Source organism: Psychromonas arctica, from assembly GCF_038155225.1.
GTDB classification, from domain to species: Bacteria; Pseudomonadota; Gammaproteobacteria; order Enterobacterales; family Psychromonadaceae; genus Psychromonas; species Psychromonas arctica_B.
The window spans coordinates 1-13230 of the sequence record NZ_JBAKBA010000009.1 but is presented as its reverse complement, the minus strand read 5'-3'; the positions used below and the strand labels follow the sequence as shown (position 1 = coordinate 13230).

Genomic DNA, 13230 nt, shown 5'->3' with positions numbered 1-13230 from the left:
TTACTTATAGAAAGAGTGATCGCCTTGAGCATGTTCAGTTACGTCACGTACTGCATTTAGCTCACCTGAAAACTCTTCAAGTAGCTCTTTCTCAATGCCTTCTTTTAACGTTAAATCAACTTGTGAACAACCATTACAGCCACCACCAAATTCAATTACGGCTACATTGTCTTCAGTAATCTCAATGAGCTTAATAAAACCACCGTGGCTTGCTAACTGCGGGTTGATTTGTATTTGAATAACGTATTCAACACGTTCTAATAATGGCGCGTCTGATTTTACTTTGCGCATTTTTGCATTAGGTGCTTTTAATGTTAGTTGTGTACCTGTGTCTTCTTCTACTAGGTCAACAAATGCATCATCTAAGAATGGCAAACTAACTTCATCAATTAATGCATCAAAACTTTCAAAGCTCAAACGTGTATCACTACTTTCAACTGCTTCTGGTGGGCAGTAAGATACACCACATTCTGCTTTTGGTGTGCCCGGATTGATAACAAACACACGAATGTTAGTGCCTTCTTTTTGTGGCTCTAGTAATTTTGCGAAGTGTGCCTGTGCAACTGGAGTAATTTCGATCATGTTAAACCTTTATGCTTGAGTAATTTACTAGGTCATTATAACGAGAATTGAATACAATAAGAAAGCAAAGAGTGAAAATGCAACAAATAATAAAATAAATAATGGTTTTAAGGCTGATTTAGAATGTGTTTCTATAGTCAATATTCCTTATTAATACAATGTATTAGTGTTATTAACCTAGCTCTGTTCGACAAATGCACCACACATCAATTCTGCTAACTTCGGCTGCTAATAAACACTGACATAAGCTATTAATAGTAGCGCCTGTTGTCACTACGTCGTCAATTAATACAACATATTTCCCCTTTAGTGACATTGAAGATTGTTCATGTAGCGAAAAAGCATGCTTTAAATTAGAGGTACGCTGCTTTCGATTCAAGCCTTCTTGGGCATGAGTAAACTTATTACGAATAAGAGGGGAGTCAATCATCGTAGGTAAAGGTAGGTGTTTGATTAAGGCATCACTAATTAGCTGTGCTTGATTGAAACCACGCTTTCTATGTTTTGTAATATGTAAAGGAACAGGAATTAGAAAATCAATATCCTGAAGTTGTTGAGCGGTATAGCGTTGTTTGATGCTATTGGCGAGTAGTAAATCCAATAAATCCGCATATAATAATTGGTTGTTATATTTTAATTGTTTTATCAATTCTGGAAAAGGAGATTGATAACTTGCGATAGCATGTAGTTGTTGAAAATAAAAAGGATGTCTTAAACACTCCCCACAAAAATCTTGTGAATTGGTTAACCCACAACCGCAATGTAAACAGCAAGGTCTCTCTGTTAATATAGCGTTATAACAAAACTGACAAATAAGCGATTGGTGACTCGATAAATGGCACAACAGACACCGGCTTGGCAAACAAGCTTCAAATAGATTTTGACTCTGTTGATAGACATGTCGTAGAAAATATCGCAAATCAGCCCTTTAAATAAAATGATAGTTGGATGAGGTTATAGTGAGTATAGAACACAAAAATAATGTTCAGGTGAATCAGCAAGTAAGCTATAAGGTAATCGGTTCAGGAAAAAACCTCGTCTTAATACATGGATGGGGCGTTAATAGTGCGGTCTGGTTGCCTATTATTGAACAACTGAGCGAACATTACTGCGTGTATTTAGTTGATTTACCTGGCTTTGGTGAACAACCTGAATTGACTGATTATTCCTTAGCTTCTATTACTGAAACCTTATTAGGTAAGTTACCTCAAAATGCCGTTTGGTGTGGTTGGTCTTTAGGCGGGTTAATAGCAACTTATGTTGCTTTGCATTTTCCTGAACGTGTTGAAAAATTAATTCAAGTTTGTGCATCATTAAAGTTTGTAGAGCAAGGGCAATGGTCAGGTGTAAAAAAAGAAGTCTTTGAAGCATTTAAGGTAGGAGTAACTAAACAACCTAAAAAAACGCTTAATCGATTTTTGTCTTTGCAATCGATGGGCAGTGATTCCGTTAAAACTGATATTGCTACGATCAAAAGCCTATTAGTGGATCAGACTGAGCCGAAACAATCTGCATTAATTGCAGGTTTAGATCTATTAAATGAAGTGGATTTACGAACGGAGTTTAGTGAATTAGCAGTGCCATGTTTAAGTATTTTTGGTGAAAAAGATAGTTTAGTGCCAATGGGTAACGTGACTACTTTACTTGAGTTAAATCCATCTAATCAACAGGTTATTTTTGAAAGGTCTTCTCACATGCCATTTATCAGCGAATCTAATCTGTTTAAAGCGACTTTAATTGATTTTATTGAGCGATAGGTTTTACGGTTAAGCTTTATTTTTGTTCAAAAAATAGCCATAATGTAATAGCTATTATTTATTAGGAGTCCTTTATGGAAATAAATTCAGCATTCTCATCGGGTGTTAATGGTTTGAATAATGCGTCTCAAAAAATGACTGAGTCTAGTCAACGTATTGCTAATCAGACAACCCAAAATACAGAACAAAATGTAACGCCTGAAGCGCCAACTGCACACAGTTATGTTTCTGGGCCTGTCACTGCGGAAGTCATTAATATGAAATTAGCAGAAATACAAGCTCAAGCTTCTGTGAAAGTAATTACGACGGCTGATGAAATGGTTGGTTCACTTATCGATGTGTCCGTTTAACTGAAGCCATTATGGTTAACGTAAATGTTCAGCTTCCTCCGATTGCAGCAGCCCCTTTTCCACAAGCTACGGAGGGATTACGTCAAGAAAATCAATTACAACCAGCCATTCCGAAAACAGAAGAAACGCATGCTTATGCCAAGATGCGTGACCAACAAGAGCGAGAACAAGTCGCTCATCAATCTATACAAATAATTCAAGATAACCATAAAGGTTCTCAACAACAAGATCAGTCAACGAACTCCAACCAAAGACGTAATTTTTTCTTTGCTAGTAAATTAAAACTTTCATCTCATGAGTTGGATACGTTATCTGTTGAGTTGAGTGGAATATCTGATTATAAACAAGTGATGTCAGTGATTCAGGCTAAATATGCTAATGCCGTTTTACCAATACCTGAGCCGGTAGTGAGTTACAGTATTTAATCGTGACGTATGAATCGTGTAATATTGAGTCGTTTAAGTCGTAATCGACTATCTTGCAGTGTATAAAAAAGCCGCCAATCTAGATAGATTGGCGGCTTTTACATGTTACTTTAAAGTGATTTAATAAAGGCTATCTAATAAGACGCTTATTAATCATCTAAAGTGACATTAAATTTAGTGAGAATGCCCACAGCCTTCAGCTGAATGGATGTGACCATGTGACATTTCTTCATCAGTCGCTGCTCGAACAGAAACAACTTCACCAACAAATTGTAATGCCATACCTGCTAGAGGATGGTTTGCATCGATACTTACATTTTCTTCAGTGACGCCAGTGACTTCTACAGTACGAGGACCTTGCTCAGTTTCTGCTTGAAATGACATACCGACTTCAATTTCATCAACGCCTTCAAATAAAGTACGAGGTACTTCTTGAACTAATTCTTCTTGGAAAGGGCCGTAAGCTTCTTCTGCTTCTAATTTAACATCAAATTTGTAACCGGCTTCTTTGCCTTCTAATTCTTTCTCTAAACCAGGTACTAAATATTGTGCACCTTGAATAAACTCAAGAGGGCTACCGTTTTCTGTACTATCAAGGGCATTACCGTCAACTTCTGCAACACCAAAGTGGATTGCGACTACTGAATTTTTTTCAATTTTCATTGTTATTTCTCTCTATTCTTTATCGGGTTCTGAGGGATCAAAAACACCAATTATTTGTTCAAATTGACGTGTTGCTGATTTAGCCTGATTAGGTGTTTGTGTTTGTGTGTAATCACAATACACGCAGGTTAAAGTCTCAACTGCATTTTCCAGTGTCAAAGCAATACTGTCAATAGTCTTACATTGTGGGCATTCTGCTCCAGCGATGAAGCGTTTTTTATTCTTAGATACAGGCATATACAAATCACAAATGACAAAAAGTACGTAATGATAAACAAATTAGCACTCATTTTCAGTAGTTATGGCTCAAGTTTGTAAAGTTCGTTATTATCTTGCTTTAATTTACCTGATTTACATTGAGACTCTGAATTTATGATCGTTGCAACTAATATCGAATTTATCCGAGGTGGAAAAGCCTTACTTGAAAATGCCAGTGCAACCATCAATCCAAAACAAAAAGTAGGTTTAGTCGGTGCCAATGGTTGTGGTAAATCGAGCTTCTTTACTTTATTAAAACAAGAGTCTCAAGTGGATGCTGGTGACCTAACAATTCCACATCATTGGCGATTAGCGAGTGTTGCCCAAGAAACGCCTGCTTTAGATACCAATGCGTTGCAATATGTTATTGATGGCGATATTGAATTTCGTACATTACAAGCAAAACTAAAACAGGCTGAAATAGAAGATAACGGTACTAAAATCGCTGAAATGCATATTTTATTGGATAATGCTGGTGGTTATACAATTGAATCTCGCGCTGCCGAGTTATTAGCTGGTTTAGGTTTTAGTGAACAAGCGCAAGGACGAGCGGTTAGTGATTTCTCTGGTGGTTGGCGTATGCGTTTAAACTTAGCGCAAGCGCTGCTTTGCCCATCTGATCTACTATTACTCGATGAACCTACCAATCACCTCGACTTAGATGCGGTTATTTGGCTTGAAAAGTGGTTACACCAATATCAAGGTACATTAATACTGATCTCTCATGACCGTGATTTTATTGATAGCATTGTCGATAAAATTATTCATATCGAGCAAAATAAATTATTTGAATATACTGGTAACTACACTAGCTTTGAGCGTCAACGCGCTGAAAAATTAATGCAGCAGCAATCTTCTTACGAGAAACAACAAGCGCAAATGGATCACATGCAAAGCTATATTGATCGCTTTCGTTATAAAGCCAATAAAGCCAAGCAAGCGCAAAGCCGTATTAAAGCACTTGAAAAAATGGAAGCGCTTTTACCTGCGCATCTCGATAATCAATTTAGTTTTTCATTCCGAGAACCTGAAGCACTGCCAATGCCATTATTAACATTGGAAAAAGTGAGTGCAGGGTACGACGATCTATTAATTCTTGATGAAATAAAATTAAACTTAGTCCCTGGTAGTCGTATCGGTTTATTAGGGCGTAATGGCGCAGGTAAATCAACCTTAGTTAAATTACTGTCAAATCAGCTTCAGCCTAAATCAGGCAAGATTGAAATAAACACAAATGCAAAAATTGGTTACTTTGCACAGCATCAATTAGAGTTTTTACATTTAGACGAAAGCCCAATGCAGCATTTAATGCGTTTAGCACCCGATGAGAAAGAACTGCCTCTGCGTAATTTCTTAGGTAGTTTTGGTTTTCAAGGTGACAAAGCTTTTGATATTGTCGCGCCGTTTTCCGGTGGAGAGAAAGCACGTTTGGTTTTAGCATTATTAGTTTGGCAAAAGCCTAACTTATTATTACTTGATGAACCAACCAATCACCTTGATTTAGAAATGCGTCATGCTTTGACTGTTGCTTTACAAGCATTTGAAGGCGCAATGGTAGTGGTATCGCATGATCGCCATTTACTTCGTACTACTATCGATGATTTGTATTTAGTACACGATAAAAAAGTAGAACCCTTTGCTGGTGATTTAGATGATTATCATCAATGGTTGTCTGATCAACAACGTATTGAGAAGCAAGCGGCTCAAAGTGAAGATAAAGTGGTGTCGGTGAGCGCAAATCGTAAAGATCAAAAAAGATTAGAAGCAGAATTTCGTAAAAAGTTAACGCCTTTTAAAAAGCAGTTAACCAGCGCAGAAAAGCAAATGGATACTTATTCTGCTCGTGTGGCTGAGATTGAAGAACAGTTAAGTGACAGTTCGCTTTATGAGCAAGAAAATAAAAAGAAATTAACGGATCTATTAAAAGAGCAAGGTGAAGTAAAAGAGCAGTTAGAAGAAGCTGAAATGTTATGGATGGATGCTCAAGAACAAATTGAATTATTACAAGCCGAAAGCGAATAATTTATATTGAACCTTTTATCAGTAAATCTTCAAATTATAAGTGAAACGCCAAAATTTATAAATGAAGTTGAAAATAGATGCGCTGCTGGTAAAGAAAACTGAACAACTTTTCTTTACCAGCAGCGCATCGTTATTTAATAACTTGTCGTGTCTGTATCGTAAGCTAAGCCTGCGATAACTCTCTTAGCAAAGGAAATGCTTGTGCTGTTTTCTCTGCGGTCACCACAAAACCAATTAGCTTTTGTTGTTCATTGTAAGCTTTAGCAATTATCCCTTCTGTTTGCACATCAAATACCCAACGGTTAATTTCATTTGAACAAGTCACTCCGCCAATTTGAATAGGGTAAGTCGGTGTTTTTACCTTAATCATAATATGAGGTAAATTGACTGCTGAAGGTGCATCTAATAAAGTTTTGGCTAATACATTTGCACTAATCAATATTGGTTGTAGATAAGCGCGAACCAACCCTTCAAATTGCGCACAATCACCTAATGAATAAATATCTTTAATAGAAGTTTGTAAATTTGCATCGACACAAATACCATGCTCAGTTTTAATATTGGATTGAGCTGCAAGCTGCGTATTGGGTTTTAACCCTGCACAAACAATAACTTGATCAACTTGTAAATGATCATTATTACTTAATAGTACTAACATTTTACCATGCTTAGTGGTTGTGTCGTTGATGTCTAATGCTGCCTCCAACTCAATAGTACTCACCGTACAAGCTGTTTTAATCTCAATATTATGTTGTACAAGGTTCTTTTGAAGTTCAAGCGCCACATATTCAGGCAATTGTCTGGACATTAATTGTGGTGAAGGTTCAACTAAGGTGACTTGTTTACCCGCATTAGCAAGATCTAGTGCTATCTCGACACCAATTAAGCCGCCTCCAATGACTAGCACAGACTCAGCAGAGGTAATTTTTTCTTGGCAGGCAGCGAATTCTTGTAAGCTATTTAACGTCAATAACCTCTGTGCAGCATTACCTTTAATGGCTGGGATAAAAGGAGTCGCACCAGTTGCGAGTACTAGTTTCGAATAACTTATTTTGTGTTCACCAGCAATAATAAACTTATTAAACCCATCAATTTCATTCACGCGAGTTTTCGTGATTAAGCGGATCTTATATTGCTCTGCAAATTCAGCTGCAGTTGTATTGATAACATCAGCAACAGATTGCTTCTTGGAAAATACATGGCTTAAATCTGGCTTATTATAATCATCCCCAGAATCTGCAGTTATGATACAAATATCAATTTCATTATTTTGGCGGCGTAAAGCTTTCACTAATTGATAGGCAGCAAAACCGCTGCCTATAATCACAATGGGTAGTGTCATTATGCAACCTCTTCGGCAGAGTGGGGAATGAAAACGTCTTTACCTAAGTTACAATCAGGGCAAAGGAAGTATTCAGGTACATCATCCCAAATCGTGCCTGCTGCAACATCTTGACTTGGTTCGCCTATTTTAGGATCGTAGATCCAGTTACATACGGTGCAAATCATGCATTGGCAATCTGGCCCATGTTCTTGATGTTGCTCAGCTGTGGTTGCTTTTACTGGTTGGCTTTCTGTTGCATTCGTTATCATTGGTTGTATATTGCTTTGGTCTAATGCCCATTCTTTTGCAATACGTTGACCGTGTTCACGACATAAGCGCATTGCTTTGCCATCTGGTCGCCATTTTGTATGTAGGCTATCTGCCATTTCAAAACCTGCTTCGATTAAGCGTTTATTAATACGGTCAATGGCACCACCATTCCAACCTGAGCTACCAAAAGCACCGGCTTTTTTCTGTTTAAATTTAAGCCCCGTTATCTCTTCTAACATACCTGCCACTTTAGGCATCATGACATTATTCATTGTTGAAGAACCGACCAGCACACCTTTAGAGCGAAATAGGCTCGACAGAATGTCGTTTTTATCTTGGCGTGCAATATTAAATACCTTAACGGCTACTTTAGGGTCGATATCGTGAATCCCTTGTGCAATTGCATCAGCCATCATTCGGGTATTGTTAGACATGGTGTCATAGAAAATAGTAATACGATCTTCTTGGTAATCGCCCGCCCATTCTAAGTACTTTTCAATGATTTGAATTGGGTTATCACGCCATACAATACCGTGTGCTGTTGCAATCATATCGACGGGTAAATTGAAGCTTAATACTTCTTTAATTTTGGCAATAACCAACGCACTAAATGGCGTTAAAATATTGGCATAATAACGTAGGCATTGCTCCATTAACTCCGTTTGATCAACTTCATCGTTAAATAAACGTTCATCGCAGTAATGTTGTCCAAAAGCATCATTACTAAACAAGACAGCATCACCTGTAATATAAGTCATCATGCTATCTGGCCAATGCAACATTGGCGCTTCAACAAAAATAAGTTGTTTGCCATTACCGATATCAAGGCTATCGCCTGTTTTAATTGTATTAAAATTCCATTCTGGATGATGGTGATGCCCAACAATCGAATCAATGGCTGCTTCTGTACAATAAATAGGGGTGTTTGGAATACGTTCCATTAATGCTGACAAAGCGCCTGCATGATCTTCTTCTGCATGGTTAATAACAATATAGTCGATGCTCTCGAGGTCAATTTCCATTTCTAAGTTTTGAATAAATTGATGACTAAAGCGATGGTCGACAGTATCTATCAATACAGTTTTTTCTTCTCGAATTAAGTAGCTGTTATAACTTGTTCCTTTCGTCATTTTATATTCAGTACCGTGAAAGTTCTCGATTTCCCAATCACGTTGTCCGACCCAGTGAATATTATTCTTTACATGAATTGTCATATTGGTTTCTCTCTGAAATAAGTAAGTTATATAAAGTTATCAAGTACATTGCAGACAGCGTGCCAGTTTATGGTTTATTTTAAGTTGTTGTTATTTGGTGTTTTTTTAATTCAGTAATATTTTTATTTATCTTTCTGATAATTTATTGTTTGTCATCAAGATAATGATTTATCTGAATGATAATGTTTGTGCAGCCCTACGAAGCATGACGATAGTGAATTGACTGACACATCAGGTTTTATGTGGTCATGATATTTTCAATGAAATAAAGCGAGTTAAAAGAAAATGACAAAAAGAAATAATGAATGGTTGCAAGTTGCAGTGGATATTACCTCGAGTATTTCTGAGCAGGATCGTTTTGAACGTTTATTAATAACGCTGCGTAATATATTAAAATGTGATGCTTCAGCGCTTCTTCTATATAAAAATCAGCATTTTATTCCCTTGGCCATTAATGGGCTTAGTGTCGATGTGTTAGGGCGTCGTTTTGTTATTGATCAGCACCCTCGATTCGAAGCGATCGCACGTGCCGGTGACATAGTGCGTTTTCCGAGCGATAGTGACTTACCCGATCCCTATGATGGATTAATTCCAAATCATCAAGGATATTTAGAAGTACACGCTTGTATTGGCCTACCTTTATTGTACGAAGGTCGTTTAATTGGGGCTTTGACTATCGATGCATTTAATCCTACGCAATTTGAACAATTTGATAACGATTATTTACGCTTGGTTAGCGCATTAGCTTCTAACAGTTTAAACACTGCATTATTAATGGAAAAACTTGAGCGTAACTCGAGTTTACCTTCGAATACATCAAGATCATCGTCATTAAACTTAAGCAAGCAAGATATGATTGGCCAATCTCAAAGTATTTTAACTTTGAAATCTCATATTGACGCAGTAGCTTCGACTGATTTATCTGTTTTAATTATGGGAGAAACAGGTGTGGGTAAAGAGCTGGTGGCTCACTCTATTTTTAGGCAATCGCAAAGAAGTAAACAGCCATTTGTTTATTTAAATTGTGCTGCGTTACCAGAGTCAGTCGCTGAAAGTGAATTATTTGGGCATATTAAAGGCGCTTTTACCGGTGCAATCAGCAATCGAAAAGGTAAATTTGAGTTAGCTAATAAAGGTACGCTTTTTTTAGATGAAATTGGTGAGCTCTCTTTAACTTTACAAGCAAAGCTATTACGAGCATTACAGTATGGTGATATTCAACGTGTTGGTGAAGATAGTAATATTAAAGTCGATGTTCGGATCATTGCGGCAACCAATAGAGTAATGCATGAGGAAGTAAAAAAAGGCAATATGCGATCTGATTTATATCATCGCTTGAGTGTCTTTCCTGTTTTTGTTCCACCTTTAAGAGAGCGTGGTGGTGATGTTATTTTATTAGCTGGTTTTTTTGCAGAGCGTTGCTCTCATAAGCTTAACGTCGCCAGTATTCAAATTGATAATAGCGTCTTGCCGTTACTTCATGCGCATGCGTGGGAAGGAAATGTAAGAGAATTAGAACATGCCATATATCGTGCAGCTGTTATTGCAAAATCAGAGTCGAATGAAACACATATTAGTATCCGCCCTAATCACTTCCACCTTCAAAAAGAGTCACATCAAAGCGAAGTTCCATTAGTTTCAATGTCAACACTATCCCCGACGAAGCAGGAGCAAGTTATTACTGAGTTACAACATAATGGGTTAGATAATTTTGGGAAGGGTGATGGCACATTAAAAGAAATGATGGATCAATTTCAATATAAAGTCGTAGAGCAGGTCTATCTAGAGAATAATAAGAAACTATCTACTACTGCAAAACAATTGGGTATGTATCCAGCTAATTTACACCGTTTATTAAAACGTCTTAACTTAAATACATAAATGATAGTTATTGTAAGTTGCGCTAGATCTAAACTGCTCTTTAGTTTTAGCTAATATATCTACTAACATTATCATCAACGTTGATAGGCATCATAGCGAATATTTATCCTGTTACTTTGATTACAATAGGATAAAAAATACAAGTTGATTTGTCCTGAATAAGTACTGAATCATAGGAATAAAAGTAAGAGATAAAAGGCTTTACTTGAGTTTTAATTTGAGCTTCGCCATAATCACCGCACAATGTTATATCTGTTTATACATAAAAAGGGATTAAAATGAGTTTTCAAGCAAATGAATATTTCGACGGTAATGTAAAATCGATCGCATTCCAAACTGCAACATTACCTGCAACAGTTGGCGTAATGGAAGTCGGTGAATACACATTCGGGACTGAAGCATACGAATACATGACTGTTGTTAGCGGTAGCTTAACGGTTAAACTTGTTGATACAACAGAATGGAAAACATATAACGCAGGTGAAACATTTGAAGTTGAAGCAAATTCAAGCTTTGATGTAAAAGTAGTAGTACAAACTGCATACCTATGTCTTTATAAAAAATAAAGAGTTAGGATTAAAGTGACTCTATAAGGTCATTATAAGGAGCTAAGGCTCCTTTTTTAGTTTTTAAAGATAATCAATTTCAATTTTATTTACTGTTTTGGGAAAATTCTCTTTCATTGAATAAGCTTTAATTCAGTGTTACTCAATTCAAATCAATATGAAGCAGTAATCAAAAGACGGCTTAATCCTTACCGCTAATCAATATACTTAAACCCTATTTACCTCAACCCTATCTATCTCAACATTATTTACTTCAATTCTATCTACCTCAGCATTATCAATTCTTGTGCCTGAATTTAAAAGCAATTGGGAAAGAATAGAGTCTTATTGTATAAAGCGAATACTATAATAGGTTGTCTAATGTTATCTAGTTAACAAAACTTAATGATGTTCTTCGAGTTAGTTGTAGATTATTGATATTTTCTAAGATGGTCACAAATAATCATACAATAGTATTATAAATTGCCTGTTGAATTGTTTTCTTAATATAGACGAAGCAGGTAATAGAATGAAAAAATTATATTTAGGTGTTGTCGTGGCAAGTCTTCTGATTGGTTGTGTAAGTAATGACAATCTCAAAAGTGAAGCCGTTGTGTCAAAAGCAATGCCGCCAACGACTAATACTCTCGCATTAATAGCAAAACTTGATCCTACTAAAGCACCCCCTCAAAACTTTGATTTAACGAAATGGAAAATCAATATACCAATGGAAGACGATAAACCAGGTCGTGCAGGCAAAGTCATGGAGATTTCTGCTCAAGAACTAGGTGATCAAGTTAATCCATATTCACTGGTTCTATACAGATGAAAAGACTGGAGCAATGGTCTTTGCAACACCTAATAAAGCGATGACAACACCGAATAGTAAAAATGCTCGTAGTGAATTACGTGCAATGTTGGCAGATTCTTATAAAGATCCAAAAAATAACTTCGCATTAGCTGCTAATCCAAAAGCGGAAACTTACGGTTCAATTGGTGGTGAGTTATCTGCCACTTTATCGGTTGATTGGGTAAGTACCAGCGGTAATGATAAAAAGAACGGTGCTTTCTCAACTGTTATCGGTCAAATACATGCATCAAAGAATGAACCACTTAAGATTGTCTACCGTAAACTACCTGGACATGAATATGGTTCGCTATATTGGAGATATGAAATAAATGCGACAGGTGATAATTACTCAAAGCGTAAAGATATCTACCATAATGTACTAGGCGCTTATGATCTACGCACAGGATCGGATGATCCAGTTGAAGGTATCAAATTAGGAGAGGTATTCTCATACGATGTAAATGTCGAAGACAGCATTATGCATTTAACCTTCAAAAAGAATATTGGCGAGACAAATGAAGTTGTTAAAACATTTGCAGTAGATTTATCAAAAGCACATTACCAAGAAAATGAGTACGACGAAGGTTATGCTAATGATTGGATGTACTTTAAGGCAGGTAACTACAACCAATGTAATGTCGGATCTTCAGAATGTTCAAATAATGGTATTGCAGCAGGGGATTACGCAAAAGTCAGTTTTTATCAATTAACCTTAGATCAATAAATAACAGGTCTACAAATAATAGAGCAACAAATAATAGAGTAATAAATAATTATGTAGCCTTTCAAAAAATGAAAGGCTACAAATTATGAAAGATCAATAAACGATTTTTATAAATAATCAGTAGTAATTTAAGATCTACGACCTCTAAATTCACGAATTTATGTTTAATGAATGATTAAGGATCGTTGATATTGATATTAACTACATACTAGATCTCATTTTAAACGATTAAAACCTCCCATTATTGATTGAAAACCCTTCGTATTGTTGCTTAATTAATCACTTGGTACTTTTGTTGTAATTAATCGTCATAAAACGCTTGCGAATAGTTTCGCGATCCCTATAATACGCCGCACAGACAAGGA

14 protein-coding genes are annotated in these 13230 nt (G+C 36.4%); 8 read left to right on the top strand and 6 right to left on the bottom strand.

Annotated features, from left to right (window positions below):
• Both nfuA and V6255_RS05455 read right to left on the bottom strand, forming a co-directional pair.
• Positions 1 to 582, bottom strand: a complete 582-nt coding sequence (gene nfuA / locus V6255_RS05460; RefSeq protein WP_025565001.1) for a Fe-S biogenesis protein NfuA — start codon at positions 580 to 582, stop codon at positions 1 to 3.
• A 172-nt stretch (positions 583 to 754) separates the two neighbouring features.
• Positions 755 to 1426, bottom strand: coding sequence for a ComF family protein (locus V6255_RS05455; protein WP_341627233.1), 672 nt, complete (start codon positions 1424 to 1426; stop codon positions 755 to 757).
• 115 nt (positions 1427 to 1541) lie between these two features.
• Here V6255_RS05455 and bioH point away from each other — a divergent pair, with 115 nt between their 5' ends.
• The 3 genes from bioH (at position 1542) to V6255_RS05440 (ending at position 3114) form a co-directional block, all read left to right on the top strand.
• Positions 1542 to 2339, top strand: coding sequence for a pimeloyl-ACP methyl ester esterase BioH (gene bioH, locus V6255_RS05450; protein WP_341627232.1), 798 nt, complete (start codon positions 1542 to 1544; stop codon positions 2337 to 2339).
• Positions 2340 to 2413: 74 nt separating this feature from the next.
• The gene (locus tag V6255_RS05445; RefSeq protein WP_341627231.1) at positions 2414 to 2689 is read left to right on the top strand and encodes a hypothetical protein; all 276 of its coding nucleotides are present in this window, start codon (positions 2414 to 2416) and stop codon (positions 2687 to 2689) included.
• Positions 2690 to 2700: 11 nt separating this feature from the next.
• Positions 2701 to 3114 (top strand): hypothetical protein, encoded by a 414-nt coding sequence (locus V6255_RS05440; RefSeq protein ID WP_341627230.1) that lies wholly within the window; start codon positions 2701 to 2703, stop codon positions 3112 to 3114.
• Between the two features lie 174 nt (positions 3115 to 3288).
• On the opposite strand, the gene V6255_RS05435 is transcribed toward V6255_RS05440, so the two are convergent.
• On the bottom strand, positions 3289 to 3777 hold the full coding sequence (locus tag V6255_RS05435) for an FKBP-type peptidyl-prolyl cis-trans isomerase (protein ID WP_025563584.1): 489 nt from the start codon (positions 3775 to 3777) through the stop codon (positions 3289 to 3291).
• A 12-nt stretch (positions 3778 to 3789) separates the two neighbouring features.
• Positions 3790 to 4014, bottom strand: a complete 225-nt coding sequence (locus V6255_RS05430; RefSeq protein WP_341627229.1) for a YheV family putative zinc ribbon protein — start codon at positions 4012 to 4014, stop codon at positions 3790 to 3792.
• A gap of 135 nt (positions 4015 to 4149) precedes the next feature.
• Between V6255_RS05430 and V6255_RS05425 the strand changes: the two genes are divergently transcribed.
• Positions 4150 to 6057: an ABC transporter ATP-binding protein gene (locus V6255_RS05425; protein WP_341627228.1), complete on the top strand. Its 1908-nt coding sequence runs from the start codon at positions 4150 to 4152 to the stop codon at positions 6055 to 6057.
• A 163-nt stretch (positions 6058 to 6220) separates the two neighbouring features.
• Here V6255_RS05425 and norW read toward each other — a convergent pair whose 3' ends face one another.
• Both norW and norV read right to left on the bottom strand, forming a co-directional pair.
• Positions 6221 to 7399, bottom strand: a complete 1179-nt coding sequence (gene norW / locus V6255_RS05420) for an NADH:flavorubredoxin reductase NorW (protein WP_341627227.1) — start codon at positions 7397 to 7399, stop codon at positions 6221 to 6223.
• A complete protein-coding gene (norV, locus tag V6255_RS05415; RefSeq protein WP_341627226.1) occupies positions 7399 to 8865 on the bottom strand; it encodes an anaerobic nitric oxide reductase flavorubredoxin in 1467 nt (488 codons plus the stop codon). Before norV ends, norW begins: the two co-directional genes overlap by 1 nt.
• Before the next feature lie 285 nt (positions 8866 to 9150).
• On the opposite strand from norV, the gene norR reads away from it, so the two are divergent.
• The 4 genes from norR (at position 9151) to V6255_RS05395 (ending at position 12865) form a co-directional block, all read left to right on the top strand.
• Positions 9151 to 10746, top strand: a complete 1596-nt coding sequence (gene norR / locus V6255_RS05410; protein WP_341627225.1) for a nitric oxide reductase transcriptional regulator NorR — start codon at positions 9151 to 9153, stop codon at positions 10744 to 10746.
• A gap of 278 nt (positions 10747 to 11024) precedes the next feature.
• Positions 11025 to 11312 (top strand): pyrimidine/purine nucleoside phosphorylase, encoded by a 288-nt coding sequence (locus V6255_RS05405; RefSeq protein ID WP_025563590.1) that lies wholly within the window; start codon positions 11025 to 11027, stop codon positions 11310 to 11312.
• 508 nt (positions 11313 to 11820) lie between these two features.
• Entirely contained in the window at positions 11821 to 12120 is a 300-nt protein-coding gene (locus tag V6255_RS05400) for a hypothetical protein (RefSeq protein ID WP_341627224.1), read from the top strand.
• A complete protein-coding gene (locus V6255_RS05395) occupies positions 12080 to 12865 on the top strand; it encodes a polysaccharide lyase family 7 protein (protein WP_341627223.1) in 786 nt (261 codons plus the stop codon). Before V6255_RS05400 ends, V6255_RS05395 begins: the two co-directional genes overlap by 41 nt.
• Positions 12866 to 13230: the final 365 nt, after the last annotated feature.

Excerpts from the sequence above, each read along its gene's own strand:
- nfuA (WP_025565001.1), bottom strand. The coding sequence starts at position 582 with ATGATCGAAATTACTCCAGTTGCACAGGCACACTTCGCAAAATTACTA.
- V6255_RS05445 (WP_341627231.1), top strand. The coding sequence starts at position 2,414 with ATGGAAATAAATTCAGCATTCTCATCGGGTGTTAATGGTTTGAATAAT.
- V6255_RS05440 (WP_341627230.1), top strand. The coding sequence starts at position 2,701 with ATGGTTAACGTAAATGTTCAGCTTCCTCCGATTGCAGCAGCCCCTTTT.
- V6255_RS05435 (WP_025563584.1), bottom strand. The coding sequence starts at position 3,777 with ATGAAAATTGAAAAAAATTCAGTAGTCGCAATCCACTTTGGTGTTGCA.
- V6255_RS05430 (WP_341627229.1), bottom strand. The coding sequence starts at position 4,014 with ATGCCTGTATCTAAGAATAAAAAACGCTTCATCGCTGGAGCAGAATGC.
- V6255_RS05425 (WP_341627228.1), top strand. The coding sequence starts at position 4,150 with ATGATCGTTGCAACTAATATCGAATTTATCCGAGGTGGAAAAGCCTTA.
- norW (WP_341627227.1), bottom strand. The coding sequence starts at position 7,399 with ATGACACTACCCATTGTGATTATAGGCAGCGGTTTTGCTGCCTATCAA.
- norV (WP_341627226.1), bottom strand. The coding sequence starts at position 8,865 with ATGACAATTCATGTAAAGAATAATATTCACTGGGTCGGACAACGTGAT.
- norR (WP_341627225.1), top strand. The coding sequence starts at position 9,151 with ATGACAAAAAGAAATAATGAATGGTTGCAAGTTGCAGTGGATATTACC.
- V6255_RS05405 (WP_025563590.1), top strand. The coding sequence starts at position 11,025 with ATGAGTTTTCAAGCAAATGAATATTTCGACGGTAATGTAAAATCGATC.
- V6255_RS05400 (WP_341627224.1), top strand. The coding sequence starts at position 11,821 with ATGAAAAAATTATATTTAGGTGTTGTCGTGGCAAGTCTTCTGATTGGT.